This window comes from Arthrobacter sp. TWP1-1 (assembly GCF_049897845.1).
GTDB lineage: Bacteria > Actinomycetota > Actinomycetes > Actinomycetales > Micrococcaceae > Specibacter.
This window is the reverse complement of the sequence record NZ_JAFCXC010000003.1, coordinates 86877-111750: the sequence shown is the minus strand read 5'-3', so window position 1 is coordinate 111750 and position 24874 is coordinate 86877. Positions and strand designations below refer to the sequence as shown.

Genomic DNA, 24874 nt, shown 5'->3' with positions numbered 1-24874 from the left:
TTGTTGGTATGGAGCAAAGTGCATGGAGGCCGGTCGCAGAGCTTGTTGCTGTGCTCCGTTCCGTTGGCTGCGTCTACGCCGAGGACGAAGCCGCCATTCTTCTTGATTCGGCCGATTCGCCGGAAATCCTCGCTCGCATGCTGGCCCGCCGAGCCCACGGGTATCCCTTGGAACATATTGTGGGGTGGGCAAGATTTTATGGGCTGAAAATGTCAGTGGCACCAGGTGTGTTCGTGCCTCGATTGCGCAGCGAATTTCTTGTGGGGCAGGTGCTGGCCTCGATCCCAGGAATCCCGCTCGGGAACGAGCCTTTGCGGATTCTTGACCTTTGCTGTGGTTGCGGAGCCGTCGGTGCCGCCGTGGCCCATGACATGGCCGATGGTCCCCACGCCGTCGAGTTGCATGCTGCAGACATTGATCCGACCGCGCTCAGCTGTGCCGCCGAGAACGTTGCGCCCTTCAAAGGGCAGATTCATTGCGGGGACTTGTTCGCGGCCCTGCCGCGGGAGTTGCGCGGGACTTTTCACATCATCGCCGCAAATGCGCCGTATGTCCCATCAAGCGCACTTGAATTCATGCCGCAGGAAGCCAGGGTTCACGAACCCGAGGTTGCCTTGGACGGGGGGATTGACGGGCTTGAGGTGCATCGGAGAATCGCGGCCGAGGCCCAGCACTGGCTGCGGCCCGGAGGGGTGCTGCTCATGGAAAGCAGTGCTCGGCAGGCCGCTGACAGCGCTGGCATCATGGCCTCGCATGGCTTTTTGACGAGCGTCGCCAGCAATGATGACCTCGGCGGTACGGTGGTCACCGGCCGCGTGCGGTCGTCCGCCTAATCAGTGGCTTACGGCGGAATCAGATGCGGAGTAAGATTCGAAGCCAATCCGCGGTAAGCGTCGGACGCTTGGAGTGAGCATGAATTTACTGAGGTCATCACAGTTCGCTGCAGGACGGGCGCTTGCCCTGTTTGTCCTACTCCTGTCCGCCGCAGTCGGCCTCATGACCGGGTGCGCAGGCCGCCCGTCATCCGTCGCATCGAGTTCCGCCTCCGTGCTCGAAGAGTCGTCGGATGAGTGCCTAAGGGCCGACGGTGGATGCCTCGGGGTTCTCGCTCCAGGCGCCTACGAAAGCGTCCATTTCACCACCTTCAGCGAACCGTCTCTTGGGCAGTTCTCCTACGTGGTCGATGCCTCCTGGGCCAACGCTCTCGATCACACGCCTGCGTATTGGCTCCAGCGTGCCGACGCTTACGCCGCGAGCAACGGTGACGCCCAACTACCCGGGGTCTACATATGGGGCGACGTTGCAGCCGCCGCGCAGACTTTCCCCTCCTGCCCAGAAGAATCCGATCCCGCTGGACCCACCGAGGCAGCAGACCTTCTCGCTTGGATGACGACGCTGCCGGGTGTCATTGCCACGCCGATCAGCGCCCAGATCGGCGGCACAACCGTCGATGGTCTCGACATCGTCGTCGACCCCGCCACCTCGTCGACGTGCTATGGGTCGGTCCCAGTTGTGCTCCTCATCGCTGGTCGTCAAGGTGCGCCCGATCCGTACTTGTGGGGCGTCACCTCGCCGGAGCGCGCGCAGGTCTTTCTCCTCGACCTCGGGGGCGGCCATACTGCCGCGGTCTTTATTCAGGCGCCGACCGCGGAATTCGATGCACTCCTGACTCCGGCCAAAGACCTGATTGCCACGTTCAAGTTCACCGCACCCTGACTCGCCCCCGCCAAATCGGTGAACACGGAGCCTTGAAGAGCTTCGCGTGCCAGGTGGGCTCGTCTGGCGACTGTCTCGTGATGGTGTTGTAGATGTCGGGCCCTTTCGCATCCGGCATGGATGCGCGAAGATGGGGGAACATCCTGTGTATCAGGGGGTCCTAAGGGAACGAGCACGTCATGAATTCTCGTTTTGGCCAAGGTGCAGTGATCGTGGGGTTGCTGCCGGAACAAGATCCCGCGGTTTTGAAGTTTGCTGTCGAATTGGCTGCGGCAACCGGTGCTGAGCTGGTGGGTGCATATGTTGACCCCGGCAGTTACTTGATTGAATGGGACCCCGATGGCGATGTTCTGGGAAAGTCCCTGAACAGGGACCTGGATCCGGAGGACGAGGCGGCGTCGGCCGTCTTGGAACTGGGGTCGCTGCTGACAGCGGCCGCGGAAGCGCACATGGTCACCTCAAGCATTCGCGTTCTGGGCGGCGAAACAGCGCTTGCTCTGGGACGGTTGGCCCAGGCCGTGAACGCATCGGTCATTGTGGTGGGTGCCCGCCGCCCAGGAATGCTGGCCGGTGTCAATGAAGTCCTTGCCGGATCCGTTGTCCGTAAGCTTTTGGCAAGCCAGCACATACCGGTGCTGGCTATTCCACGCGTGGACGCCCACAAGCCATTACACGGCTGAGCCAAACGCTCAGCTTTTGTTGGCCACACATTTGGCTAGCTGGGCCAGGCCCTTTTCAAAATCGCCACCCACCAGTTTGTCCATGTTCATGAACAGCATGAAGACTCGGCCCAAGCCCTTGTTTTCCCCTGTCATGGTCCAGGTGACGCGGGTTCCGTCAGCAACGGGTTCAAAGGTGAAGGTTGTGGGATTGACAGCCTTCATGGGTTTCGTGAACTCAAGGCGGAGGTGGATTTTGGTGGGTTCAACGGCTTCCAGAATTTCCATGGTTCCGGCCCCGGCCTTGCCATTTCCCTTCCATGAATAGGTGGCGCCCATACCCTCCACCGGACCCGAATAGGTACGCTGCATGGACGGGTCGATCCCTTCCCACGGTGACCAGTTGATCCACTCACGGAAGCTGACAACCCGCGCATAAATTTCTGCTGCGGGGGCTGGGATGACGGCGCTGCGGGAGACACTGAATGTTGACATAAACACAGCATAAGCTCCCGCGCCGACATTCGTCAGTGGCCTTGTAAGGCAGCGGGTCAGCCGGCATCCTCGGGACCCTCAGCAGCGTCTTGGGTATGCATGCGAATTTCCGGCATGTCCCTGCCGTCGGTGCCTTCTGCCGCAGTCTCAGCATGTTCCCGTGCCGTCAATTCGCCGGTCGACGCGGTTGCGTCGCTTGGGTTCGTGGCTGGTGTGTTGCTCATGGCGGTGCCTCACTCTTTTGCCGCCCGGCACCTGATGGCCAAGCGGCCTCTCTTTAATTGTGATCCTTTGCCTCGGCTTTGTCATGGGTGTGCGGCCGCCCGCTTCCCGAATCATCACTGTATTTTCGCCGTGAGAGGTACAGACTGGAACCATGAAGAATCCCGTGGACCGTTGGCGGCGGCAACTGCGCGGCACATTCAGCAACAATTCGCCTGCTATCCCGCAATGGGAACTCGACCTGGAAACGGGCGACGACGCAGGCTATATTGGTCCTGATTCGGCGGTATGGGCTGTCCATGGTTCCATGACGACACTCGTGGCAGGCATCCAGGCCTTGTTGATCCAGGCGTTGCACCCGGGCGCCCTCGCCGGTATCTACGACCACTCCAACTACCGCACCGACCCGCTGAGCAGGTTGGCCGGCACCATTCAATGGATCTTCAAGCTCACGTATGGTGACACGGCGACCGCCCAACAGGCCGCCGCCAAGGTGCAACACATCCACGGCTATATTCGGGGGAGCTACACCTCAAATACTGGGGAAGAATGCCCCTATTCGGCCAACGATCCTGAGCTGCTCCGGTGGGTACATCTGGCCTTCACCAAAGCATTCCTGGCCTCACATCTTGCTTACGGTGGTCCGATTCCCGGTGGCCCCGATGCCTACGTCGCCGACTGGGCCGTAGCCGGCGCCCTTATGCAGGTCACGGATCCGCCCACATCAGTCAAGGAGCTCGACACCCAGCTCGCCGCGTTTACCGGCGAGCTACGCTGCGATGGACGCGCCCGCGAGGCGATCGCTTTCATTCGCCACCCGCCCCTGCCACGCTCCCAACGGGCCGGATACACGGTGCTGTTCTCAGCCGCCGTTGCAGCCCTGCCTTCGGTCTATCGCGAACTCATACAACTCCACGTCCCGGCACTTGGCCCAGTCACGCTTCCGGTGCGGGTTCCCACCCACCTCGTGCTCGCCGTCGTGCGCTGGAGTCTGGGGTCGCCGAGTCCCAGCGAAGCCGCGGCTCGGGTGCGGCGGATGCGATTGGGTATGCAGGACGCTCCCAGTAAGCGCCGCTAAGCTGGATGGTGGTGTTTTCTGCCAACGGACTCCCGCCCACAAACCAAGGACTGCATCCAGACCATGTCGCCACGCACCTTTTACCGCACCATAGCCACGGCCGAGGCTGTCACCTGGACGCTGCTGATCCTGGGAATGATCCTGAAATATGGGGTGAAGGTGGGCGATTGGCCCGTCTCCATTGGCGGTTTTGTGCACGGGTTGGTGTTCATCGCCTATGTCGTCACGTCGATCCTCATTGGCCTGAACCAGCGCTGGCCCAAGGGCCTAATTGTGGTTGCCGCGGCCACCTCAGTCATCCCGTACCTGACCATCCCCTTCGACAGGTGGCTGGAAAAGAAGGGAAAGCTCGACGGCGCATGGCGCACCACCGCGAGTGACCACCCCGGCGACAAGAAGTGGGCTGATGTTGCATTGCGAGCGATGGTTGCCAGGCCGGTCCTGCTCGGTGTGACCTTCGTTGTGGTTGTTGGCGGGATCATGGCCACCATGCTTTTCGTTGGCCCTCCCGGCGGCCGCGCCTAGGATCTCCCGGCTGAGGGGGAACCCGATCGCCGGAGAGGCTATTCGGAAATCGGGTTATTCGTTGGCCGCGTAAGGGTTGATGGTTCGATCCAGGAACGGGGTGAACCATGCCGCGACATCCAGGTTGGAGATGCCCATCTGGTTTCCTGCCGCGTCATTGCCGACGCCGTCATAGGCGGCCACGTAGAGCAGTTCATGGTCCAGGCCGTCAAACAACATTGTGTCGGTCAGGCTCCGCCAGTCGTCCGGCAATTCCAGTGCGGGGAGCATTTCTTGCAATACGTCCACGCTGTCAAGGATCAACTTGAGTGAGAGCTCCTGGGCAACGCACGACGGTGAGCTGAACGATGTTGCCAGCGACGTGCCCAGATCCAGTGTCACCACCAGGAATCTTTGGGCGAACAGCGGCCCGTAGTGGGTTTGATACAGCGGCGGCAAGGAGCTGAGCTGCAGTGCCTCATCGATGGCTTCGGGCGCGGTGCGAAGCGCCTGGACATCGTCGAAGAGTTGATCGATCAAATACTCATAGGCCCAGTGGATGGCGCCGCGGAGGTTCGTGGCCCGGCGCAGGGATTGGGCGCGGGAATCCGGATTGAGTTTGACCGTGGAATAGCCCAGACGCTCCAGCCCCAGACCTGGAAGTTTCTCGGCGGCATCAAAGATTTCCTCGAGCCACTCCTCCTCGTTTTCGGACTCCTCGAGTTCATCGCCGGCTTCGGGTTCATCGTCGCTATCGTCCCCGCCCGGCCACGGTGCCGATTCATGGGAGGCCTCGTCGATCCACATGCTTGCACCCAGCGCCATGACCCCCGGTACCTTGGCGAGAACGTCGTCGGGCTCCACGAGCATCATGAGAGCTGATTCGGGACTTTCGGCGGCTTGGGCGAGCATCTCCGTCAGTGCCACTGAATCGTCGCGGGACTGCTCGTGCGCCCAGTCCCGGGCGTGGGCCTGAACAGCCTCAGGATCGTCAAATTCCACGTCAATTTCAAGGTGCAGCTTTGCTGTGCGGGGGATATCCATGTCCGGAAGTTTACCGCGGGGCGCCGGTGGCCGTGGCTGCTCCGGTAAGTAACAGTCGGAGTCCGAATTCAAAGGCGGAATCGGCGTCTGCCGGGTCGGCCGAGGATTCGAGAACGCCAGCCTGGATCAGCCCGCTGCGGGTTTGTTCCTCCGTGACGCTGCCCAGGATGTAGTGCACCAGGGCTCGGGCCGCCCATCCGGCATTGTGCCCGCGCAGGCCCGCGGCCTCAAATCCAAGAGTAAGCCGGCGAAGCACGGTGAGTGATTCCGGGTCAATAGCGTGGGTCAGCGCAACCACCTCGGCGCCGTCGCGCACTCTTAGCAGGGCCCGCCGGATGGCTTGCGATTGCAAGTGCAGGGCAGCAAACGCCTCGGTTTCGGCGGCAGCGACCGGATCCGCGTCTGCATCAGGGTCGGCGACGCCGCGTGCACCTGCGCCTGTGGGCCCGGAATCGGCGGGCATCAAGATCATGACCGACAGCACGCCGAGTAATTCTTGTTTGTTCTTCACATGCCAGTACAGGGCCCCAGGCTGCACGCCAAGGTCCCGTGCCAATCGCCGCATGGACAGATCGGCCAGCCCGTAGTCCCGCAGGATTTCAAAGGCGGTCTCGATGACCTGGTCACGCGTGAGGGGCATGTGCTGCAATCTTTCGTTGAGTCTTCGCCGGGATGCCCATGGGGCAACTTCCATTTTGCCCCATGGCGGCAGCACTTTGCCGCCTGCCAGTAATCAGGGCCCGCGTCGAGCCGTCGCCGTAACGCCGGCCATTTGACAGAACCGTCTCCCATTTTGATACTTGAACAGTGTTCAATAACTTTCAAGCCCTCGCAGACCGGCAGTTGTCCGGCGCCACGTTGACCCGTCAGGACGCCCTGGCGGTCCTGACCTCCTCCGATGAAATGATGCTTGACATGGTGGCCGCCGCAGCACGCCTCCGCCGTGCGCACTTTGCCAATACGGTGAAGGTGAACTACCTAGTCAATCTCAAATCGGGGCTGTGTCCAGAGGATTGCACGTATTGTTCCCAGCGACTGGGCTCGGCCGCTCAGATCCTTAAATACACCTGGATCAAGCCGGAAGAGGCACTGGCCCAGGCAACCACGGGCATTAATGCCGGAGCCTCCCGGGTTTGCCTGGTGGCCAGCGGCAAGGGACCCACTGACCGCGACGTGGAGCGGGTTGCCGGCATGGTGGAGGGACTCAAGGACCAGCATCCGGGCGTGGAAGTATGCGCTTGCTTGGGGATACTCAAGGATGGCCAGGCGGAAAAGCTCAAGGCCTGTGGTGTTGACGCGTACAACCACAACCTGAACACCAGCGAGGAAATGTATAAGGAAATCTGTTCCACGCATGAATTCGCCGACCGAGTGCGAACCGTCGAACATGCCAAGGCCGCAGGGTTATCTCCGTGCTCCGGCCTCATCGTGGGCATGGGCGAAAGCGACGAGGACCTCATCGATGCCATCTTCGCCCTGCGCGAGCTCGGCAGCGACTCCATCCCCGTCAACTTCCTCATGCCGTTCGAGGGCACCCCACTGGAAGGGACCTGGCTGCTGACCCCGGCCCGCTGCCTGCGCATCCTCGCCACCGTGCGATTCGCCTGCCCCGACGTGGAAATCCGCATGGCCGGAGGGCGTGAAATGCACCTACGGACCCTCCAGCCACTCGCCCTCAACATCGCCAACTCACTGTTCCTCGGGGATTACCTCACGAGCGAGGGCCAGCCTGGCCAGGACGATCTCGCCATGATTGCCGACGCCGGCTTCATCGTCCTTGGCAGCCAGCCTGCCGCGTCCTCCAATGACATGCACGACGGCGAGACCTCGCCAGGTGCCCCACTCACCATCCGGCGTCGGGGCGCGGGAACGGAATTTGCCGCCAATGCATAGCGGTGCCGCCGGGGAACCATCACTCGTGGAGCGCGACCGCGGATTGCTTTGGCACCCCTATGCTCCGCTGGATGGACCGGCACCTTACGCGGTCCTTGGGGCGGGTGGGACACGGCTCCAGCTTCAGGCAGAGGATGGGCGGAGCTTCGCGGTTGTCGATGCCATGAGTTCCTGGTGGTCGGCCGTCCATGGTTACCGAAATGCGGAACTGGACGCAGCCCTGCAGGCCCAGGCGGGTTCCTTTTCCCATGTGATGTTTGGCGGACTGACGCACGCCCCGGCCGTGGAATTGGCCGAGATGTTGGTGGAGATGGCTCCGGCTGGATTGGAACATGTGTTTTTTGCAGACTCCGGTTCGGTGTCGGTGGAGGTGGCCTTGAAGCTTGCCGTGCAGTACCAGCGGGCCGCGGGCCATCAGCGACGCACTCGTTTCCTGGCTCTCGCCGGCGGCTATCACGGCGACACTTTTGCGGCCATGAGCGTGTGCGATCCGGTGGACGGCATGCACGCCGAGTTCCCCGGGCTGGTGGCGCCGCAGCTGTTCTTGCCGAGGCCGCCGCAGGCCCGATTGGTGGATGGCGAGCTGCGCTCCGATCCGTTGGAGGTGACCGCCTGGGCGGCCATCTTGGAAGATACCGTGCGGGCCCACCGGGATGACCTCGCCGCACTGGTCATGGAACCCGTGCTGCAGGGAGCCGGGGGAATGCACATTTATGCGCCCGAATGCGTCACTGCAGCCCGGCGCGTAGCCAGCGAGTACGGGCTGCTGTTGATCTTGGACGAGATTGCCACCGGATTTGGCAGGACCGGACAGCTGTTTGCCGCCGAGTGGGCAGGCGTTACTCCTGACATCATGTGCGTGGGCAAGGCGCTGACCGGGGGATACCTGACGCTTGCTGTCATGCTGTGTTCGCGCCAGGTAGCGGCCGTCATCACGAATTCGCCCTTGCGGGCGCTCCTGCACGGGCCAACATTTATGGCCAATCCGCTGGCATGCGCCGTAGCGGTAGCGTCGCTGAAACTTCTTCGGTCCGAGCCATGGCAGGGGCAGCTTGCCACACTCCAATCGGGGCTCATCACCGCGCTGGCTCCTGCGGCAGCACTACCTCAGGTTCGCGACGTCAGGGTTCTCGGTGGCGTGGGCGTCATCCAGCTCCACACACCTGTCGATGTCCCGGCACTCACCCGAGTGGCTTTGGAGCAAGGGGTGTGGGTGCGCCCGTTCCGGGACCTCGTCTACACCATGCCTCCTTATATAAGTACCGCAGAGGACCTCGCCACCATCGGAGCCGGGCTATGTGCGGCCGTGGCTCAGGTGCACGGCTGATGGCAGCCGCAGACGCGGTGTTGCCAACTGCGGGACATGGCGCCATGGAATCCTGGCTGCAGAGCCGTTCGGATGTGCGTGAGCGTCGCGGCCTCGTCCGAGCGGCCAGCCCGATACGTCTCTCCGCGGCGGGCGCCATGTTGGATCTGGCCAGCAATGATTATCTTGGTTTGTCTCGGGACCCCAGGGTTACGGCGGCCGCCGTCGACGCCGTGCAACGCTATGGTGCCGGTGCCCGGGCCTCCCGGGTGGTGAATGGCACGCTGCCTGTGCACGCCGAGCTCGAGAAACAGTTGTGCCACCTCACGGGTGCCGAGTCTGCCTTGGCGTTTTCATCGGGGTATCTGGCGAACCTTGGCGTCCTTGGTGCATTGGGTGGCCCCGGGACGCTTCTGATTCTTGACGCCCACGTCCACGCGTCGTTGCTGGACGCCGCCCGGCTGTCCCGTTCCCCCGTGGCAATAGTGCCGCACGGCGACCTGGGGGAGGTAGCGACCGCCCTACAAACTCGGACTCAGCCGCGTGCCGTCGTCGTGGTTGAATCCCTGTACTCGGTGCTGGGCGACGGCGCGAACCTCACGGCGCTGGCCGCCCTGTGCGCCAGCCATGATGCCTGGCTGCTTGTCGATGAGGCGCACGGGATCGGCGTGGCGGGAGCCGGGCGAGGTGCTGTCCATGCTGCCGGGCTGGCTGGGGCAGGGAACGTGTTGCTGACGGTGACACTGTCTAAGGCGCTCGGCGCGCAGGGCGGCGCCGTCCTGGGGTCCGCGGCTCTGCGTGAACATTTGCTCAACACGGCCCGGCCCTTCATTTTTGACACGGCCTTGGCTCCGGCCGCCGCCGCTGCCGCGTCCAAAGCGGCGCAGATTATTGCCGCTGACCCCACTTTAGTGGCACGGCTGCAGGAGAACGCGGCTACCTTGGCCCGGTTATGCGGAATTGAGCGCTCGCCGGGTGCTGTGCAATCGATCCCCATGGTCTCGGCCGATCACGCCGTGCGGGCAGCCGCCGGTTTGCGTGCCGCCGGTGTGCGGGTTGGGTGCTTTAGGCCGCCCAGCGTGCCCGACGGCGTATCCCGCCTGCGCGTGACCGCGCAAGCCGATCTCACGCCCGCGGAAATGGAATACGCTGCCGGGCTGCTCCGCACGGTGGCACGGGCGCACCCCGCGAACGTTTCAGAACAAGCTGGCTTGGGCCGGAACAGGAATGACATATGAACTACCTCGTAGTAGGGGAGCCAGCCACCGTCAAGGAGGTCATGCGGCGCACGGATGATTTTGCCCCGAGCAATGCGCTCACTTCGGTGGTGCCCCTAGCTCCGGGCACTCTACGCATTCTCAGTAAGGCCAAATTTGCCCTGCCCCCGGTGCTGGCCTCGGCCACGGGGGAGCGGCACCGCATGGTTCGCAAAGCCGTGGCAAGCTTCTTCACCCCCGCCAAGGTCGCGGCCGTGACTCCCCGCGTGCGGGAGCTGACTCGCCACCACATCGCGGAGACTGCCCTTGCCTTGGATTCGGGCCCGGTGGATCTGTCCCTGTCGCTGGCCCGTCACGTGCCGCCGGTCATCATGGCCGAGCTCACGGGCCAGGACAATCCGCCCTTGTCTGACCTCAAGCTATGGAGCCGGGACTCATTGGAATTGTTCTGGGGCTGGCCGAGCCCGGAACGGCAGCTCGAGCTGGCTGGCAGCGCCGCCGAATTCTATGGCTGGCTACGCGCCGAGGTGATATCCAGCCGCGGCAAGGACTCCCTGTTTGGGGTGCTGCTGGCGGCCGGGCTATCAACCGCGGAGGTGTGCTCTCTCGGCTATTTCCTGGTCATCGCCGGGCAGGAGACCACTTCACAGCTCATCAATACTGCACTGTACCGGGGCATTGGGCTGGGCACCGAGGCGTGGGCGGGACTCGCCAACACGGAACGTGCTGACACGCATGTCCGGGCGGTACTGGCCACTGAGTCGTCCGTCCACACGTGGCGCCGCGCCGCGATTCGAGACACCGAACTCAATGGGGTCAAGCTCCCGGCCGGCGCCGAGATTCTTCTGGAGCTTTCGGGCCGTCATGCCCCGGATTCGCCGCCCACCGCCTACTCGCTCGCCTTCGGGTACGGGATGCACCGCTGCCTCGGGGCCAAACTGGCCGAACTTGAAACCCGACTCGTGGTGGAAGAGGCCGCGGCCGCCCTGCCGGAGCTCAAACTCGCGGACCCGGAGCCTAGCTGGCTACGGCTGCTCTCCTTCCAGACTCCTACGACTGTCATGGCGGCAAGGAGTCCGCGGTGAAGGGCGCAGGGGTGAGCCGCGGAGGGGTGAGGCTGCCCGGCGTCGTAGTTGTTACCGGAACCGACACGGACGTCGGCAAGACACTCACGACGGCGGCACTCGCCGCAGTGCTGCAGGCGCACGGCGCCACCGTGGCCGTCTACAAACCTGTTCAGACCGGGGTGGCCGCGGGGGAGGGCGGTGACATGGGAGAGATTCGGCGCTTGGCCGGAACGAACGAATGCGTGGAAGGAGCCAGGTTGCTGTTGCCCATGGCCCCGGTCGCGGCTGCCGTGCGCGAGTCCAAGGCGCTACCGGCGCTCGCCGACCATGTTGCCACCGTTCAATCTTTGGCCACCAGTCACGACCACGTTTTAGTGGAAGGTGCTGGCGGGCTACTGGTGGAGTTGGACCAAGACGGGAACACGATCGCCGATTTAGCTTCGGCGTTCCCAAGCTCTGCCGTGGTGGTGGTCTGCCGCAGTGGACTCGGCACACTCAACCACACACTGCTGACCCTCGAGGCGCTCGCCGTTCGAGGATTGAGCGCAGCGGGGCTGGTGGTTGGATCCTGGCCGCGTGATCCGGGCGAGGTGGAACTGGATAACAAGGAATACCTGTCACGGCTTGCCACCCCGCTGCTGGGGTGCCTGCCGGAGCAGGCCTCCTTATTATCCGGAGAGCAATTTCGCACAGCGGCCCCGGAATGGCTCGGTATCCGGGGCCGCTGATGCTACATTCCGGCCGGTGAGTTTTCTAAAATGTCCTTGAGCCTGGCAAGGTCTTTGCGCATGGCCCGGCGCATCATGGGAGACATGAATGCACCGGCCAGAATCGAGAATCCACGGGGTTGTCCGGCATTGCGCAGGGTCATTCGGGTGCCGGCACCGTCCTCATCCCAGGTGTAGGTGGTTTCCATGGGGAACGGACCCTGGCTGGTGCGCATGACAAGCCTTGTCCCGGGGATGACCTCGACGAACTGATAGGTGTAGCTCAGTGTTCGGCCCAGGAATCGCGCACTGAACCGCACCTGTGAGCCGGTGCTGAGCGGAGGTTCACTGAGCCATTCGGCTGTGTCGATGTTCTGGTACCACCGTGGTGCATTGTCCGGATTGGCAGCGTAGGCGGCCACCTCGGCGCAGGGGACGTCAATGTGAATTTCCGTGCAAACGTTGACCACGGTGGTCACCTTCCTATCCAGTAGTTAGGCGCTGGCGGTTTGGCGGCCGGTGAAGGCCACCAGGCGGTCGAGGCTTTCCGCGGATTCCTCAACGAGGGTTTCGTCGGCGAAGCTGTGCCCGCGCATGCCGGGTGTGATGGTGTTCTGGGCCAGGCCAAGAACGTAATCGGAGAGGATCGGCGAGACCTCCAGCGGCTGGCCCGTGGCTGTGGCGAAGTCCCACGCATGCACCAGGAATTCAAGATTCAAGATGTTGGCAACCGTGGTGGCCGGCAGCTCGGCGAAGCCCATGTCAATCGTGCCTTCGAGGCCACGGGCCGCGAAGGCCTCCAAGGTGGGTGCAGCGGCATTGGCCACGCGCACCTCGGGCGAGGCCTCGGCGTCGTCGGTAAGGACGGCTCCCAAAGCCTGGCCAATTCCGGAAATTGATCCCACCAGGTGCTCCACCAATTCTGCGACAGAGAAATCGTCGCAGGGCGTGGGTAGGGGCAGATGCGCCTCGGTCAAGGTGGCCAAGATGCGCTGGACAATTGCCAGGGTGGCTTCGGCGCTGATGAGTTCGTTGATCGGGTCCGGAGCTGCTGCCCAATCATCGGCCCCAGCATCGCCTGTGGTGGCAAGTGCCTCGAGGCGCCCCAGGAAGTGGATCCAACCTTCGGTGTGTCCGACGGCCGATTCGTCACTCAGACCCTCATGGACCAACCGGACGGTAGTGCCGCCCGCAACGGGTTCCAACGTGATGGCGACAGTGGAGCCGGTGGAATCGTCCTGTCCTTCCCATCCCCAAGTGAAAACAATGCGCTTGCCGGGCTCGACCACGGTGAACGTGCCGGCGGCGGAATGCCCGGGAGTGATGGTCCAGCGATAGTCGCCACCCACCCGCAGATCAACGCGGGCAGCAACTGTTTGCCAGCGACGAAGGCGTTCGGGTTCCGTGATGAGGCCAAAGGCCACGTCGGGGCTGACGGGAATGAAAACGGACTGGTCAATGGTCATGAGAATTCTCCTGAGATTCGGGCGATGCGTGGGTCGGTGAGGCCAAGGCGGCCGCATCCGCTACTAACTGGTCGAGCTCCGTAGTCCAAAACATTTCCAGCGAGTCCCGCAGCTGGGCCATGCCATGAGGATTGAGGCTATAAAGGCGCTGCCGGCCGTTTTTTCTGGCCTGGACCAGACCGACCTCTGCCAGCAACAGCAAGTGCTGGGAGATCGCGGACCGGCTGACCGGAAAATTCTCTGCCAGTGCACTCACGCCTTGTTCTCCGGAACCCAAGAGCTGCAGCAGGCGTCGCCTGCTGGGTTCCGCTGCGGTTTCAAGGAGATCGGGCATGCTTATACGTTAGCGGGCGCTAACGCATCTGGCAAGCACTGAGGGAAGCGGCCCTGCCGGAAGGTGCGCTGAGAATGGACCCCTAATGCCTTGGTTGAACAAATTCAAGAAATATTTGAAATTATTCATCGAATCAACTGGCTTTATGCGCAGTCCGTGATGTAGTTTATTTATTAGTCCCCGACAAACAGTCCGGGATGTTCGCGTGCAATCGAAGGGAGGCCATGATGTTTACAACTATCAAGTCCGGAGTTATCGGAACTGGTCATGCCTTGCCCGGCACGCCTGTCAATCGCCGTCACAGCTAACACTGTCACCGCGTAGGGCCGCCGCCGCAAGGCTGTCCAGACAAGGCCGCGTAAACGCAGCCACCTTCCGACCCGTCACTCCTGGTCATTAGCCGCATTCATGATTGGCACCATTTTCTGATCTACGCCTTCGTTTAACGAATCGTGTAGCAGATTTGGATTTGCCGCATCTAAGCGCGTGACCACGGTTTGACGGCCGGACTCCAAGCACAAAACAAACCGCGCTTTTTTGTGCTCTCATAATGCCGTTTTATATTCATTTCGATTATGAAAGAAGGGCTTTATTTGTCGCGCCCCAAAATGTCCACTAATTCGCCACAATTCTTGAAAGGAGGTGTCACAATGAGCCCCAAGTCCCTTAGGTCATCCGTTAGGCGGATATTCTTCACCCCCGTGGATCAAGAAAAGTTCAACCAGCTTCGCGAGCGTCAGTATCGCGAGATCGTCCGGGTTGATCTGTTCAACATCCGGTAGATCCTCTGCCTTCGACGCCGTGCCGATGAAGGCACATCACTGAAAGGAGGAGCGAAATGACCATTACACATTTCGTACACCTCATTCCCAGGGTCGGTATGGTGCGTATTTCACCTCCCGGCCACCGTGAACAGCCCGTGCTGACCAGCACGGGCTGTTTTGATTAACTCCCAGCGGGCCATCAGAGGGAAGTGGCGTCGTTGAACCTGCCAGGTGCATTAAATCTGATACTTGAAGCTACAAGTAAATGGTGTATCTTTAGAGTATGGTCCGTCTTGTGGCTGGTCATGCAGATGAAGTCCCTTACCCCAAGGAGCACGAATGAACACCACCTTGCGCGATGTGCGCTCGCCCGAATGGACCGCCAACGACGTTCCTGACGCGGTGGTACTTTTCCTTCACGGTTACGGCTCCAACGAGCATGATCTAGGCCCGCTGGCTCCCGCGATTGGGCTCAATCTGCCTTGGGCATCACTGCGGGCACCGCTTGAACTCGGTAACGGGGGAGCCGCATGGTTCTCGATTACTACGCCGGGAGTTCCGGACGCAGCGCCCGTTGAGCGGGCAAGTGACGCGATCTGGGCATGGATTGATGAGAATGTGGATCCCGCGACCCGGATCGTGCCCATCGGTTTCTCGCAGGGCGGCCTCATGGCGAGCCAATTGTTGCGCACGCGGCCCGAGCGGGTTGTTGCGCCGGTTATTCTGGGCGGATTTGTGCTCGGTGCACCGCAGCCCGGGGACAGCGCCCTTCTGGAGCAACGCCCGGCTCTTTTCTGGGGGCGGGGTGCAGAAGATGGAGTCATCGCCCCGGTTGCGATTGCCCGTAGCAGCGAGTTCCTGCCGCAACATACCACCCTCAACGAGCGCATCTACCCAGGATTGGCACATGGCATCAACGCTGCAGAGCTCAGCGACGTGCGTGACTTCCTGGCCGTCGAGGTCGGCGCCCACGTGGTGGCCGTGGCGTGAGTGCCACATCCCCCTTCGAGATCGGGATCTTTACCTTTGGTGAGCTGACTCGCGACGCGCACGGCAAACCCATGGAAGCCAGAGCCCGCACCAGAGACATTCTTGAGTGGGCCCGTGTTGCGGACCAAGCAGGTTTGGATGTGTTCGGCGTCGGCGAGCACCACAGGGAGGACTTTGCCGTTTCCTCGCCCGCGGTATTACTGGCCGCTGCAGCAGCGCAAACCGAACGCATACGCTTGACCAGCACCGTTACTGTCCTGTCGAGCGCCGATCCGGTGCGAGTGTTCGAAGACTTTGCAATGCTCGATCTCATCAGCGACGGCCGGGCCGAGGTTACGGCAGGTCGAGGCGCCTATTTGGAGTCCTTCCCGTTGTTTGGCCAGCAGCTCGAGCGCTATGACGAATACTTCGAGGACAAGCTCGAACTACTCCTGCGAATCCGCGACGAAAACCCCGTCACGTGGACCGGGACCACCCGTCCGCCGTTGACTGACGCCGGGGTGTGGCCGCGGCCGGTCCAGGATTCACTTCCGATCTGGGCTGCCGTTGGCGGTACCCCCGCTTCGGCCGAACGGGCCGGCAGACTGGGCATGCCCTTATACCTGGCGATCCTGGGTGCGCCGGAGCGGTTTGGGCCTCTGGCGCAGTTGTACCGCCGTGCGGCACAGGACGCTGGCCGTGAACCTGGGCGGATCGGGGTTACCTCACACTTCTATGTTGAAGAGACCTCGCAGGGAGCCAGGGAGACCTTCTTCCCTTACTACTCTTCCTATATTGAGCAGAACATGCCGCGGGCTGGTCGGTTGGACCGAACTGGCTTTGATGCATGGGCGAGTCCACGCGGCGCGCTTTTCGCGGGCAGCCCTGCCGAAATCGTCGACAAGATCCTGTGGGAGCACGAGATTCTCGGCCACACGCGTTTCCTAGCCCAGGTGGGTTTGGGTGGCTTGTCGCAAGCGGCGACCTTGCGCTCCATTGAGTTGCTGGCAACCGAGGTCCTTCCGGCTGTCCGGGCGGCGCTGAAATAATAGGGTCGGTCCCTAATCTGTCGGGTTCGCAGATATGCGAATACGCTGGCCAAAAGGGACCGGCGAAAGGATGATCCGTGGATGCGCTCGAATTCTCCGGAGTGGGCGAATGGGCCGCCTGGCTGGAAGCTCATCATGACCAGTCGGGCGAAGCCTGGTTGCGCATTGGTAAGCGGAATACGGCGCTTGCGCTCATCGCCATCGTGGATGCCGGAGACGTTGGATTGTGCTTCGGCTGGATAGACGGTCAGCGCAAGGCCTTCGACGAGGACTCCTTTCTACAGCGCTATTCACGTCGCCGAGCGGGGAGTCCATGGTCTCGGGTCAACGTGGATCGAGCCGAATCGCTCATGGCGGCTGGCCGCATGCATCCCGCCGGTTTACAGGAAATTGCTCTAGCCAAGGCCGATGGGCGATGGGACAACGCCTATGAGCCTCAGCGGACTGCCCAAGTGCCGGACGAACTGACGGTTGCACTAGCGGCCAACCCGCTGGCCTTTTCCGTGTTCGAGACTCTGGGGCGCTCGGAGCAGTACCTGCTGATGTTGCCGCTGCTCAAGGCCTACACGCAAAAGGAGAAAGCAGCTGCGCTGGCCCGGATCATCGCCCATCTCAGCCGATAAAGCTGTTGTTTTTGGATGAATATTTGATGAATTGCAGGCCTCCTTAGATGGCTCAAGCTGAGTGTTCCGTGTGAATCGCCCATCGTTCCTTTACTGTTTCGTTATAAAAGAGCAAGACTGGGGAATGCGCTCCGGCGACCGGTCGGGACGCACGATGTGAGGAGATACCGTGGGACTTGAAGATATGGGCAAAGACTTCTTGAACAGCAACGACGGCCAGAATCTGAAAGATGATGCTCTGAACAAAGCAGGCGAGGCGGCCAACGGCCTGACTGGCGGCCGGTTCGAAGACCAGATCAACCAGGGTCGCGATGCAGCCAGCGGTGCGTTCGGTGGCGAGCAGGACAACGGTCAGTCTGACAGCCAGGGCTTCCAGCAGGAGAACGGCCAGCAGGAGAGCGGCCAGTCTGAGCGCCAGGGCTTCCAGCAGGAGAACGGCCAGCAGGAGAGCGGCCAGTCTGAGCGCCAGGGCTTCCAGCAGGAGAACGGCCAGCAGGAAGACGATCAGGAACAATTCTGATCTCACTTCCGCCAGTTGGCGGAAAATTACTAGTGCAATTGGAAACCCAGCCGCACCATGAGATTCATTCCGGTAGGTTTCCAACGGGACTAAAAGAACTGTCCGTAGAGGACTAGTTTCGCGGTCGGGTCACTCCCTCGGGGTGACCCGACCGGCGTCTTTAAGTGCGTACGATTGGCGCCCTGCAGGCAACCCTGACGGCAATGAACTACCCAGCCTCGTTCAGCTGGAGCAGGGGGCCAACTTTGGTAGATTTGATGCCATGATTTCCATTCAACTCGATGACCCGGACAGTGCCGATGTACAGCAATTGCTGGATGAGCATTTGGCGGACATGCGGGCCACATCGCCCGCAGAAAGTGTTCATGCGCTGGATCATGCGGCCCTGAAGAAGTCCGAGATTGCGTTCTGGACCGTTCGTGAGGGCGGCGTGCTTCTCGGTTGCGGTGCCTTGAAGCACCTCGGTGCCGATCAAGGCGAGATTAAGTCCATGCGAACGGTGCCGGCGGCTCGAGGGCGGGGAATTGCCGCATCACTGCTTGGGCAAATCCTGGCCGAAGCGCGGGGTCGTGGCTACCGGAAGCTCTATCTCGAGACTGGAAGTGACGAATTCTTCGCGCCGGCAAGGCGCCTGTATGGCCGGCATGGGTTCGCCGAATGCGAGCCCTTCGCCGACTATATTCTTGATCCTTACAGTGTCTTCATGGAGTTAAAGGTCGACGGCGGCATGCCCGCCTAATCGCTTGACGCGCCTCTAGGGCGCAGGCCGGTTCTTCTTTCCGTCTAACCACAGCTCCGTCGACTCGTCGCGGTGTGTGCCATCGCTGCCAACGTGTTTTTCGCTGATGCTTGGGCCATTTTTGACGATGTGGACAATCGCCATCGCGTGCCCGCGGCCTAGTCCGTAATCATCCTTGAGCCAGTCGATGATGGCGCCGGCTTTGACCGGTTCTTTGTCCAGCCCACGGTCATGGGCGAGTGTGAGAAGTTCCCGTGGGGTGAGCCCGGTTTTGTTCTCGATGGTGTCAAGATAGGCCTGAAATGACATTGTCGTTGCTCCCATTGAGTCTGCTGTTGGCCGCCCGGCGCGGCTTCTCCTAGACGGAACTATAGCTGGCAGTGTTCCTTAGTGATGGTTATGTTGGTACTAGTACGGCTCAGATAGCGGCCGCTTCGTCAATTTCCAAGCGGACGATCTACAAGTACTTTGCTGGCAAGGAAGGCCTCTTCACGGCCCTCATTACGGATGTTTGCGATAGTATCCATGACCCGTTCGTGGGGCTGACTGACCAGATGCGTTCGGCGGCGGATGCGCATACGGCCGTTGGTCCCCAGCAATCGCGTGATGTTCGGCGGCTCCAGTGCCCACTTCAGCGACGACGAGTTGACGCATTTCATCGACTTTGGTGTGAGGACCTTCATTGCGGCATACCGCCCCGAAAATAAGGAGTAGCACCATGTTGACGAAGGTCAAGGGAAGCGAGCTGATGCTCGGCGCCGGCCGCACCATCAAGTTCGAAGGCGAGGGGTACGGATCCGGTGTCTCGTTTTTCCTCGTGGACAATGACCCGGGGCAGGGACCCGGCCTGCACCGTCATCCCTATAGCGAGACTTGGGTTGTTCTCGAAGGCGAAGCCATCGTAAGGGCCGACGGCGAGGCTCACCCCGCCGTTGTCGGCGACATCCTGGTGGTTGAGGCCGGGACACCGCACCAATTCCGTGCGGCGGGTAGTGGCAGGCTCCGCATGATGTGCATCCACGCATCGCCCCGATTCCATCAGGAGAACCTGGAAGCCTGAGCAACATCCCGATCTTTAGGGCGAAACGTACCCAGCTGCCTTGCACTACGTCGTCGGACGTTTAGCGTTGCAACAAGTGGTTTGGGAGCCTGTTCTCGGGTATCCGGCCACGAATCTCAAGCAGATCCCGGGCATGGGCGTGCAGGCGCTTGTCCTCCTCGGTTACGGGAACCCAGGCTGGAACCGGAACCGAGTTGCCGGCGTCGTCTCGTGTCACCATGACGGTCAGGCAGTAGGTGGTCAGGTTCATCTCGCCGCTTTTGGGATCTCCCGAACGGACATGCACGGCGATGTGCATGCCCTTCGTCCCGGTGTAGACCAACCGTGCCTCGACTTCGACAACGTGGCCGATCAGCAACGGGCGGTAGAATCGGACGCCGCCGGAGAATACCGCCACGGTGTCGTTCCCGCAGTACCGGGTGGCGCACAAATAGGCGGCCTCGTCGATCCACTTCATGACAATCCCGCCGTGAACCTTCCCGCCCCAATTCACGTCTGTGGGTGCCGCAAGGAATCTTAGGACGACACGCTCGGCTGTTCCGGAATCGGTATATTCCTGGGCTTTCATGGCGTCCACGATTTCCTCCCGGACCTTGATCCGAGCCAGGGCAACGTCGCGCTGATGAATTTCTTGGTTTGTTCTCGGCTCAAACGGTGTCACTGCCGTGGGCTTGCCGTCCGCACCCACGGCGACGAAAATAACGATGCACTGACTGCGCATCGTGGGGATGCCGCCCCTTGGATCACCCGAGGACACCACGGTGCGAATGTGCATCGACGACCGTCCTGTGTAGACAACTGTCGCCTCAACTTCCACCATGTCGCCACTGTTGACTGGGTCCGCAAAGTGGATGTTACCTACATAGGCCGTCACGCAATATGACTTGGCCCAGCCGACGGCGGCCGCGTAGGCTGCCTTATCCACCCACTCGAGCACGGTGCCGGCATCCACGGAGCCGCTGTGCCCGACGTCGGTGGGGGCAGCAAGGAATCGAAGGGTCACGGAATTGGCGATGGTCTCACTCATGACTAAATTCTATTTAGCTCGCGGGCCGTCCTCTCTCTTGAAAGTCTCATCCGAGGTTTCCCGCGTCACATTCAGTTTCCTTAGATCGGGCCAATAAGGATCGATGTGAATGTTGCTGCACAGTTAATCGTCCATTCATAACATCCGCGGAACTTGTTAAACTGCTCTTACTAAATTTTCTGTCATGGATAACATTTCACGCAGATCAGTACTGTCCGCCGGCCTCGGTGTCGGCCTCGTTGTCGCTGTCCCGGGGGCGGCCTTTGCCACCTCAGTGGCTGACGACGCCGGCATCCGCACCGACCCCTTCCTCCTAGGTATCGCTTCCGGTGAGCCGTGGCCGGACGGTTTCGTGATTTGGACCCGCCTCGCGTTGGATCCGGTGGCCGAGGATGGCCTGGGCGGCATGCCCTCACGGAACGTAGCGGTCGCCTGGGAAGTTGCCGAAGATGCGAACATGCGCACCGTCGTTGCTCGCGGAGTTGAGCAGGCGCGGATCGAAACCGCGCATTCCGTCCATGTGGAGCTGCGTGGGCTGCGTCCAGGCCGCGAGTACTACTACCGTTTCCGCACCGGCCGTCACGTCAGTGCGGTTGGCCGCACCCTCACCAGTCCGGCCCTGCATGAGACGCCGTCGTCATTGGCCATGGCATTCGCCAGCTGCGCAAACTACGAGCACGGCTATTTCACCGCGTACTCGCGGCTGGCCCAGGACCACCCGGACTTGGTACTGCACCTGGGTGACTACATGTATGAGTCCAAGAACGTGATCAATAGCGGCAAGACGCGCGACCACCAGGGCCCCGAGACCAGCCTGCTGCAGGGTTACCGGCAGCGTCACGCGCAGTACAAGTCCGATTCTGATCTGCAGGCTGCTCACGCAATCGCACCGTGGTTGGTGGTCTGGGATGACCATGAGGTGGACAATAACTGGGCGGATGAAATTCCCGAAAATCAAGATCCGAAGCAGCTTAATGACACCGCGGAACATTTCCGGCTGCGCCGGGCCGCTGCTTTCCAGGCCTACTACGAGAACATGCCGCTCCGCGCTTCATCGGTGCCGGCCGGGTTCGATATGAAGATCTACCGCACCATCCAGTGGGGCCAGTTGGCCAACTTCCACATGATGGATACCCGGCAGTACCGCGACGATCAGCTGGCCGGAGACGGCTGGAAAAAGAACGTCACCGAGCGCCTGGCCGAGGACCGCACCATCACCGGAGCCGAGCAGGAAAAGTGGCTGCTGGAGGGCTTCAAGAACTCCACGCAGCGCTGGGACATTCTGGGCCAGCAGGTGTTTTTCGCCGAGAAAGACCGGAACGTGGCGCCGGAGATCGATGACGTCTCCATGGACGGCTGGGACGGCTATGCTTCCTCCCGCCGCCGCATCACTCAGGGATGGGTGGACGCGAACGTTCGCAACGCCGTCGTCCTTACCGGTGATGTGCACCGCAACTGGGCCAATGACGTCAAGGTGGATTACAGAGATCCGGCGTCACCGGTGGTCGGCTCGGAACTGGTCTGTACCTCGATCACGTCCACCGGCGACGGCACAGGATCCACCGCGGATCCGGTCATGGCTTGGAACCCCCACCTGAAGTTCTACAACGACAACCGCGGCTACGTGAACACCAAGATCACCAAGGATGCGCTCACGGCAGACTTCCGGACACTTGATTACGTCACGACGCCGGGAGCTCCCGTCAGCACGAAGGCGTCCTTCGTCATCCAGGACGGAATTCGCGGGCTTCAAGCGCAGTAGAAGCTATACCCGAGACTGGAGGGCCGAATCATGGCCTTCCGGTCTCCTGTGCGGTCAGACCATCCAGGCTTGGCGCTGCATCCTTGACTGCCCAGGCTTGACTCTTCATTGGAGCCACGAGTCGGTCAGGGTTCGAACGTGAAGGTTTTGACGACTGCACTGGCTCCGATTTTCTCGAGATAGTCCGTCAGGCTGTGCTGTTCGAGTACTGCTGTAATTTCTATTGCAACGTTTCCGCCCTTCCAATCGAGTAAGAAGAGGCGCATTTCCAAGGGGGCGCCCATGACGTGATGGAGATCAGAGACGCCGCCGCCGATGATGATCGGAATCGCATCAATGACGCCACCGAGCGGGCATGGACTCTTCCAGTTGTCACTTACTCGGAAGTCGAGCATGATGCCGGGCAAGCCGCCGACCATAGCGGGGGAGTCCGCGACTATTTCAAGTCCCGGCACCGTGCGATACCAAGCCGCAAGTTCCGCGGCGCTTGTGCCAACCCCCGGCTGTGCTTCTTCGGAGCACAGCGACGACGCTTGGACATTTTGGTACACGCCGATGTAACTGCCGCCCCAGGCGCCATCTGGCGAGTCGCTGATGTGGGTAAACAGCACGTGTCCGGGCAGATCCTCCCCGTTGTTCCAGCCTTCTTGGACGGTGTAGGACAACGTCGGTTCGAAGGACGTCGTCGAGTAACTTCCCTTATTCAGGGCTCCCAAGCAGACACCGCCGTGCGAGTCCGGGCAGACAAACTCCGCCGACAGCGCAGGCCTGGTGAGAGTGGCACCATCAGGCGTGGCGCTCAGGGACGCGGCCGTTACCTCTTCGGCGCTGAGGGCACGAGGCCATGTTCGCACATCGGCAACTGTGCCCTTGAAGAAGCCGGAAAGTTGTCGATTCGCCTGGCCGCTGCCGAACAACATGGGACCTTTCGCTGGAAACAAGGGGTCCGTAGCGACACCATTGGCGCTTGTCGGGTAGCCGTTGAGATAGAACAAGGCCCGTCCGCCGGCCGAATCGTAGACTCCGGCCAGATGCACCCAAATATCGGGCTCCACCTCGACTTTCGTCGCCCGGTCACGGTTGGTCACGAAGTCGTCCCCATTGCCGTCAGCAGGCTTGACTGAGAGTGACCAAAACCCTTCGGCGACTCCCAAGAAGAAGGCGCCGGCGACATCTCCGGACTGGCTTAGGACTGTGGCGTACTGTTCGGGCTGCCCTGCCGGACGAACCCAGGCGCTCACCGTGAAACTTGAATCCGTGGCAAGGGGGCCGGGATCTTGGGTTGTGGCGAAGTTCGTGCCGTCCAGCGTCAACCCCTCGCTTGTCCAGCGGGCTCCGTCTTCGAGGGAAAGGGTCACGCCGCCCGCCGAGGCTTCAGGTTTCGTCAGTGACCAAGCGTTGGCTGCCTCCAATTTGTCAGAGGAGCCGCAAGCTCCGAGTGTTCCGATCAGAACACTGATGATGATCGCCGCGATGGTTCGCGACCGGCAGCGGGCAAACGGATGCGGGGTGGATTTCGGGCTGAGCGGGACCGTGGCCTCAAGGACTCCCATAACGGTGCCTTATCTTCTCGATGAAGAGGATCCGAGAATTGGATCCTGACTGAGGGGTGCACGAGGAATCGGGCACTTATGGGAGACCAATGCCGGTGCCAGCCCGCAGGGGTGGCCGCAGATTCTCAGGATACTCTCGGGCTTCTGCCGATGAAAGGACAAGGTTGTGGCGCCCAGGCCGGTCCCGCACTGTTAAAGACGGTCAAGGAAATTTCACAATTTACTTGAAGTATCAACTATTTCGGGGGTATGCTTGCTTCATGACTACTGCAGCTGCCCTCCCACCAGTCCTCTTTCTCTCCCATGGCGCTCCGCCACTTGCCGATGACGCCACCTGGACTGCCGAGTTGGCCGCGTGGTCAGGAACCATGGAAAAGCCCAAGGACATCCTCATGATCTCTGCACATTGGGAAAATGCGCCTGTTACGTTGAGTGCCACCCGCAACAAGCAGGAACTTGTCTACGACTTCTGGGGATTCCCGCAGCATTACTACGACGTGCGTTACGACGCACCGATGGCACCCGATCTTGCCGACGAGGTAGCCCGATTGGCTGGCACGCACGGTCACCATGTGGAGCGCGACGAGTCCCGTGGCTTGGACCATGGCGCCTATGTCCCATTGAAGGAAATGTTCCCTGAAGCCGATGTCCCGGTGGTTCAGATGTCCATGCCGACCTTGGATCCGCAGGGCCTTTTTGCACTCGGACAATCGCTGGCACCGTTGCGTGAGCGTGGCACCATGATCGTGGGATCCGGATTCACCACCCATAACTTGCGGTGGTTCAACCCTGCCGCCGGGCCGGACACGGCACCCCCGTCGGCATCGAGTGAATTCGACCATTGGGCCGAGGAAGCCATGGCTCGCGGAGACGTGGATTCAATTCTGGACTTCATGCACAAGGCCCCTGCCGCACGTGAGGCGCACCCGCGCTCGGAGCACTGGGCCCCGCTCTATGTGGCACTTGGTGCTGCGTACGCTTCGGGTGGCATTGAGGCCAAGACTGCCATTGACGGCTTCTGGTTCGGGCTCTCCAAGCGCTCCTGGTCACTGACTTAAATAGCTCGTCAGTCCTAAACACGTCGTCAGTCCGGGCTTGCC

The 24874-nt window shown here is 61.4% G+C and carries 30 protein-coding genes; 20 read left to right on the top strand and 10 right to left on the bottom strand.

Going from position 1 to position 24874, the window contains the following annotated elements:
* The first annotated feature begins 8 nt into the window (after nt 1-8).
* The 3 genes from ACP7B9_RS06945 to ACP7B9_RS06935 all read left to right on the top strand — a co-directional run bounded on the left by ACP7B9_RS06945 (nt 9) and on the right by ACP7B9_RS06935 (nt 2396).
* Nucleotides 9-833, top strand: a complete 825-nt coding sequence (locus ACP7B9_RS06945; RefSeq protein ID WP_425861980.1) for a putative protein N(5)-glutamine methyltransferase — start codon at nt 9-11, stop codon at nt 831-833.
* Nucleotides 834-912: 79 nt separating this feature from the next.
* Entirely contained in the window at nt 913-1716 is an 804-nt protein-coding gene (locus ACP7B9_RS06940) for a hypothetical protein (protein WP_425861978.1), read from the top strand.
* Between the two features lie 179 nt (nt 1717-1895).
* Entirely contained in the window at nt 1896-2396 is a 501-nt protein-coding gene (locus tag ACP7B9_RS06935; RefSeq protein WP_425861976.1) for a universal stress protein, read from the top strand.
* A gap of 9 nt (nt 2397-2405) precedes the next feature.
* Here ACP7B9_RS06935 and ACP7B9_RS06930 read toward each other — a convergent pair whose 3' ends face one another.
* Both ACP7B9_RS06930 and ACP7B9_RS06925 read right to left on the bottom strand, forming a co-directional pair.
* Nucleotides 2406-2870 (bottom strand): SRPBCC family protein, encoded by a 465-nt coding sequence (locus tag ACP7B9_RS06930; RefSeq protein WP_425861974.1) that lies wholly within the window; start codon nt 2868-2870, stop codon nt 2406-2408.
* Between the two features lie 56 nt (nt 2871-2926).
* Nucleotides 2927-3094 (bottom strand): hypothetical protein, encoded by a 168-nt coding sequence (locus ACP7B9_RS06925; RefSeq protein WP_425861973.1) that lies wholly within the window; start codon nt 3092-3094, stop codon nt 2927-2929.
* Nucleotides 3095-3246: 152 nt separating this feature from the next.
* Between ACP7B9_RS06925 and ACP7B9_RS06920 the strand changes: the two genes are divergently transcribed.
* A complete protein-coding gene (locus tag ACP7B9_RS06920; protein ID WP_425861972.1) occupies nt 3247-4170 on the top strand; it encodes an oxygenase MpaB family protein in 924 nt (307 codons plus the stop codon).
* Nucleotides 4171-4233: 63 nt separating this feature from the next.
* Nucleotides 4234-4695, top strand: a complete 462-nt coding sequence (locus ACP7B9_RS06915) for a DUF3817 domain-containing protein (RefSeq protein WP_425861971.1) — start codon at nt 4234-4236, stop codon at nt 4693-4695.
* Between the two features lie 54 nt (nt 4696-4749).
* Here ACP7B9_RS06915 and ACP7B9_RS06910 read toward each other — a convergent pair whose 3' ends face one another.
* Both ACP7B9_RS06910 and ACP7B9_RS06905 read right to left on the bottom strand, forming a co-directional pair.
* Entirely contained in the window at nt 4750-5718 is a 969-nt protein-coding gene (locus ACP7B9_RS06910) for a hypothetical protein (protein WP_425861969.1), read from the bottom strand.
* A 10-nt stretch (nt 5719-5728) separates the two neighbouring features.
* Nucleotides 5729-6358: a TetR/AcrR family transcriptional regulator C-terminal domain-containing protein gene (locus tag ACP7B9_RS06905; RefSeq protein WP_425861967.1), complete on the bottom strand. Its 630-nt coding sequence runs from the start codon at nt 6356-6358 to the stop codon at nt 5729-5731.
* A gap of 167 nt (nt 6359-6525) precedes the next feature.
* On the opposite strand from ACP7B9_RS06905, the gene bioB reads away from it, so the two are divergent.
* Genes bioB through bioD form a run of 5 tightly spaced genes read left to right on the top strand, consistent with a single transcriptional unit; the run spans nt 6526 to nt 11929 of the window.
* Nucleotides 6526-7611: a biotin synthase BioB gene (gene bioB / locus ACP7B9_RS06900; protein WP_425861965.1), complete on the top strand. Its 1086-nt coding sequence runs from the start codon at nt 6526-6528 to the stop codon at nt 7609-7611.
* The gene (locus ACP7B9_RS06895) at nt 7604-8938 is read left to right on the top strand and encodes an adenosylmethionine--8-amino-7-oxononanoate transaminase (RefSeq protein ID WP_425861963.1); all 1335 of its coding nucleotides are present in this window, start codon (nt 7604-7606) and stop codon (nt 8936-8938) included. Before bioB ends, ACP7B9_RS06895 begins: the two co-directional genes overlap by 8 nt.
* Nucleotides 8938-10155 (top strand): 8-amino-7-oxononanoate synthase, encoded by a 1218-nt coding sequence (locus ACP7B9_RS06890; RefSeq protein ID WP_425861961.1) that lies wholly within the window; start codon nt 8938-8940, stop codon nt 10153-10155. The genes ACP7B9_RS06895 and ACP7B9_RS06890 overlap by 1 nt, the downstream gene beginning before the upstream one ends.
* Nucleotides 10152-11219, top strand: a complete 1068-nt coding sequence (locus tag ACP7B9_RS06885; RefSeq protein WP_425861959.1) for a cytochrome P450 — start codon at nt 10152-10154, stop codon at nt 11217-11219. Before ACP7B9_RS06890 ends, ACP7B9_RS06885 begins: the two co-directional genes overlap by 4 nt.
* Nucleotides 11216-11929 carry a dethiobiotin synthase gene (gene bioD / locus ACP7B9_RS06880; protein WP_425861957.1) on the top strand — a complete coding sequence of 238 codons (714 nt, stop codon included), beginning with the start codon at nt 11216-11218 and terminating at the stop codon, nt 11927-11929. The genes ACP7B9_RS06885 and bioD overlap by 4 nt, the downstream gene beginning before the upstream one ends.
* 2 nt (nt 11930-11931) lie before the next feature.
* On the opposite strand, the gene ACP7B9_RS06875 is transcribed toward bioD, so the two are convergent.
* The 3 genes from ACP7B9_RS06875 to ACP7B9_RS06865 are packed head-to-tail and all read right to left on the bottom strand — an operon-like array spanning nt 11932 to nt 13708.
* Nucleotides 11932-12378: an SRPBCC family protein gene (locus ACP7B9_RS06875; protein WP_425861955.1), complete on the bottom strand. Its 447-nt coding sequence runs from the start codon at nt 12376-12378 to the stop codon at nt 11932-11934.
* 24 nt (nt 12379-12402) lie between these two features.
* Nucleotides 12403-13374 (bottom strand): TIGR03086 family metal-binding protein, encoded by a 972-nt coding sequence (locus ACP7B9_RS06870; RefSeq protein ID WP_425861954.1) that lies wholly within the window; start codon nt 13372-13374, stop codon nt 12403-12405.
* A complete protein-coding gene (locus tag ACP7B9_RS06865) occupies nt 13364-13708 on the bottom strand; it encodes an ArsR/SmtB family transcription factor (RefSeq protein ID WP_425861952.1) in 345 nt (114 codons plus the stop codon). The genes ACP7B9_RS06870 and ACP7B9_RS06865 overlap by 11 nt, the downstream gene beginning before the upstream one ends.
* 650 nt (nt 13709-14358) lie before the next feature.
* Between ACP7B9_RS06865 and ACP7B9_RS06860 the strand changes: the two genes are divergently transcribed.
* The 6 genes from ACP7B9_RS06860 (at nt 14359) to ACP7B9_RS06835 (ending at nt 18372) form a co-directional block, all read left to right on the top strand.
* Nucleotides 14359-14490 (top strand): hypothetical protein, encoded by a 132-nt coding sequence (locus ACP7B9_RS06860; protein ID WP_425861950.1) that lies wholly within the window; start codon nt 14359-14361, stop codon nt 14488-14490.
* Nucleotides 14491-14811: 321 nt separating this feature from the next.
* Nucleotides 14812-15462, top strand: a complete 651-nt coding sequence (locus ACP7B9_RS06855) for an alpha/beta hydrolase (RefSeq protein WP_425861949.1) — start codon at nt 14812-14814, stop codon at nt 15460-15462.
* Nucleotides 15459-16490: an LLM class flavin-dependent oxidoreductase gene (locus ACP7B9_RS06850; protein ID WP_425861947.1), complete on the top strand. Its 1032-nt coding sequence runs from the start codon at nt 15459-15461 to the stop codon at nt 16488-16490. The genes ACP7B9_RS06855 and ACP7B9_RS06850 overlap by 4 nt, the downstream gene beginning before the upstream one ends.
* A 77-nt stretch (nt 16491-16567) precedes the next feature.
* The gene (locus tag ACP7B9_RS06845) at nt 16568-17113 is read left to right on the top strand and encodes a YdeI/OmpD-associated family protein (RefSeq protein ID WP_425861945.1); all 546 of its coding nucleotides are present in this window, start codon (nt 16568-16570) and stop codon (nt 17111-17113) included.
* A gap of 169 nt (nt 17114-17282) precedes the next feature.
* Complete coding sequence (locus tag ACP7B9_RS06840; protein ID WP_425861943.1) at nt 17283-17633, top strand: Rv0909 family putative TA system antitoxin; 351 nt, start codon at nt 17283-17285, stop codon at nt 17631-17633.
* Between the two features lie 262 nt (nt 17634-17895).
* Nucleotides 17896-18372, top strand: a complete 477-nt coding sequence (locus ACP7B9_RS06835; RefSeq protein WP_425861941.1) for a GNAT family N-acetyltransferase — start codon at nt 17896-17898, stop codon at nt 18370-18372.
* Between the two features lie 15 nt (nt 18373-18387).
* On the opposite strand, the gene ACP7B9_RS06830 is transcribed toward ACP7B9_RS06835, so the two are convergent.
* Entirely contained in the window at nt 18388-18681 is a 294-nt protein-coding gene (locus tag ACP7B9_RS06830; protein WP_425861940.1) for a DUF4287 domain-containing protein, read from the bottom strand.
* 71 nt (nt 18682-18752) lie between these two features.
* Here ACP7B9_RS06830 and ACP7B9_RS06825 point away from each other — a divergent pair, with 71 nt between their 5' ends.
* On the top strand, nt 18753-19079 hold the full coding sequence (locus ACP7B9_RS06825) for a TetR/AcrR family transcriptional regulator (RefSeq protein ID WP_425861938.1): 327 nt from the start codon (nt 18753-18755) through the stop codon (nt 19077-19079).
* 11 nt (nt 19080-19090) lie between these two features.
* Complete coding sequence (locus ACP7B9_RS06820; protein WP_425861936.1) at nt 19091-19432, top strand: cupin domain-containing protein; 342 nt, start codon at nt 19091-19093, stop codon at nt 19430-19432.
* A 61-nt stretch (nt 19433-19493) separates the two neighbouring features.
* Here the strand turns inward: ACP7B9_RS06820 and ACP7B9_RS06815 are convergent, their stop codons facing one another.
* Nucleotides 19494-20459, bottom strand: a complete 966-nt coding sequence (locus ACP7B9_RS06815; RefSeq protein WP_425861934.1) for an acyl-CoA thioesterase — start codon at nt 20457-20459, stop codon at nt 19494-19496.
* Between the two features lie 184 nt (nt 20460-20643).
* Here ACP7B9_RS06815 and ACP7B9_RS06810 point away from each other — a divergent pair, with 184 nt between their 5' ends.
* The gene (locus ACP7B9_RS06810; RefSeq protein ID WP_425861933.1) at nt 20644-22221 is read left to right on the top strand and encodes an alkaline phosphatase D family protein; all 1578 of its coding nucleotides are present in this window, start codon (nt 20644-20646) and stop codon (nt 22219-22221) included.
* A 125-nt stretch (nt 22222-22346) separates the two neighbouring features.
* Here the strand turns inward: ACP7B9_RS06810 and ACP7B9_RS06805 are convergent, their stop codons facing one another.
* Nucleotides 22347-23774 (bottom strand): LamG domain-containing protein, encoded by a 1428-nt coding sequence (locus ACP7B9_RS06805; protein WP_425861931.1) that lies wholly within the window; start codon nt 23772-23774, stop codon nt 22347-22349.
* A gap of 260 nt (nt 23775-24034) precedes the next feature.
* On the opposite strand from ACP7B9_RS06805, the gene ACP7B9_RS06800 reads away from it, so the two are divergent.
* On the top strand, nt 24035-24832 hold the full coding sequence (locus ACP7B9_RS06800; protein WP_425861930.1) for a dioxygenase: 798 nt from the start codon (nt 24035-24037) through the stop codon (nt 24830-24832).
* Nucleotides 24833-24874: the final 42 nt, after the last annotated feature.

Bases quoted from the DNA above. Each gene is read 5' to 3' on its own strand.
- ACP7B9_RS06945 (WP_425861980.1), top strand. From the start codon at position 9: ATGGAGCAAAGTGCATGGAGGCCGGTCGCAGAGCTTGTTGCTGTGCTC.
- ACP7B9_RS06940 (WP_425861978.1), top strand. From the start codon at position 913: ATGAATTTACTGAGGTCATCACAGTTCGCTGCAGGACGGGCGCTTGCC.
- ACP7B9_RS06935 (WP_425861976.1), top strand. From the start codon at position 1,896: ATGAATTCTCGTTTTGGCCAAGGTGCAGTGATCGTGGGGTTGCTGCCG.
- ACP7B9_RS06930 (WP_425861974.1), bottom strand. From the start codon at position 2,870: ATGTCAACATTCAGTGTCTCCCGCAGCGCCGTCATCCCAGCCCCCGCA.
- ACP7B9_RS06925 (WP_425861973.1), bottom strand. From the start codon at position 3,094: ATGAGCAACACACCAGCCACGAACCCAAGCGACGCAACCGCGTCGACC.
- ACP7B9_RS06920 (WP_425861972.1), top strand. From the start codon at position 3,247: ATGAAGAATCCCGTGGACCGTTGGCGGCGGCAACTGCGCGGCACATTC.
- ACP7B9_RS06915 (WP_425861971.1), top strand. From the start codon at position 4,234: ATGTCGCCACGCACCTTTTACCGCACCATAGCCACGGCCGAGGCTGTC.
- ACP7B9_RS06910 (WP_425861969.1), bottom strand. From the start codon at position 5,718: ATGGATATCCCCCGCACAGCAAAGCTGCACCTTGAAATTGACGTGGAA.
- ACP7B9_RS06905 (WP_425861967.1), bottom strand. From the start codon at position 6,358: ATGCCCCTCACGCGTGACCAGGTCATCGAGACCGCCTTTGAAATCCTG.
- ACP7B9_RS06895 (WP_425861963.1), top strand. From the start codon at position 7,604: ATGCATAGCGGTGCCGCCGGGGAACCATCACTCGTGGAGCGCGACCGC.
- ACP7B9_RS06890 (WP_425861961.1), top strand. From the start codon at position 8,938: ATGGCAGCCGCAGACGCGGTGTTGCCAACTGCGGGACATGGCGCCATG.
- ACP7B9_RS06885 (WP_425861959.1), top strand. From the start codon at position 10,152: ATGAACTACCTCGTAGTAGGGGAGCCAGCCACCGTCAAGGAGGTCATG.
- ACP7B9_RS06870 (WP_425861954.1), bottom strand. From the start codon at position 13,374: ATGACCATTGACCAGTCCGTTTTCATTCCCGTCAGCCCCGACGTGGCC.
- ACP7B9_RS06865 (WP_425861952.1), bottom strand. From the start codon at position 13,708: ATGCCCGATCTCCTTGAAACCGCAGCGGAACCCAGCAGGCGACGCCTG.
- ACP7B9_RS06860 (WP_425861950.1), top strand. From the start codon at position 14,359: ATGAGCCCCAAGTCCCTTAGGTCATCCGTTAGGCGGATATTCTTCACC.
- ACP7B9_RS06855 (WP_425861949.1), top strand. From the start codon at position 14,812: ATGAACACCACCTTGCGCGATGTGCGCTCGCCCGAATGGACCGCCAAC.
- ACP7B9_RS06835 (WP_425861941.1), top strand. From the start codon at position 17,896: ATGATTTCCATTCAACTCGATGACCCGGACAGTGCCGATGTACAGCAA.
- ACP7B9_RS06830 (WP_425861940.1), bottom strand. From the start codon at position 18,681: ATGTCATTTCAGGCCTATCTTGACACCATCGAGAACAAAACCGGGCTC.
- ACP7B9_RS06820 (WP_425861936.1), top strand. From the start codon at position 19,091: ATGTTGACGAAGGTCAAGGGAAGCGAGCTGATGCTCGGCGCCGGCCGC.
- ACP7B9_RS06815 (WP_425861934.1), bottom strand. From the start codon at position 20,459: ATGAGTGAGACCATCGCCAATTCCGTGACCCTTCGATTCCTTGCTGCC.
- ACP7B9_RS06810 (WP_425861933.1), top strand. From the start codon at position 20,644: ATGGATAACATTTCACGCAGATCAGTACTGTCCGCCGGCCTCGGTGTC.
- ACP7B9_RS06805 (WP_425861931.1), bottom strand. From the start codon at position 23,774: ATGGGAGTCCTTGAGGCCACGGTCCCGCTCAGCCCGAAATCCACCCCG.
- ACP7B9_RS06800 (WP_425861930.1), top strand. From the start codon at position 24,035: ATGACTACTGCAGCTGCCCTCCCACCAGTCCTCTTTCTCTCCCATGGC.